This is a genomic window from Reichenbachiella sp. MALMAid0571 (assembly GCF_040151475.1).
Taxonomy (GTDB): Bacteria; Bacteroidota; Bacteroidia; order Cytophagales; family Cyclobacteriaceae; genus CAXBNB01.
The window spans coordinates 1-384 of the sequence record NZ_JBDKWG010000059.1; the positions used below are offsets into that span (position 1 = coordinate 1).

Genomic DNA, 384 nt, shown 5'->3' on the forward strand with positions numbered 1-384 from the left:
AAGCGTATCAAACGGAACGGGCACCTGGTCTATCACTTCGGGTGCAGGAACAATAAACAGTTCCGGTTTGGTTAATTGGGATAGTAATTTTTCAGGTACTGCAGTGATTACTTATACAGGCACAGGTTGTGGCAGCAATTCAGTACAGACAAAAAACGTGACCGTGACCCCTTATGTGACCACCACAGCGATAACAGGCACGAGTAGTTTGTGCAGGAACTCTGCAGATACGGACTACAATGCAAGCGTATCAAACGGAACGGGCACCTGGTCTATCACTTCGGGTGCAGGAACAATAAACAGTTCCGGTTTGGTTAATTGGGATAGTAATTTTTCAGGTACTGCAGTGATTACTTATACAGGCACAGGTTGTGGCAGCAATTC

1 pseudogene is annotated in these 384 nt (G+C 45.8%); it reads left to right on the forward strand.

What is annotated here, in order from left to right:
* Positions 1-384, forward strand: a pseudogene (locus AAOP42_RS00845) (hypothetical protein); the annotation flags it as partial.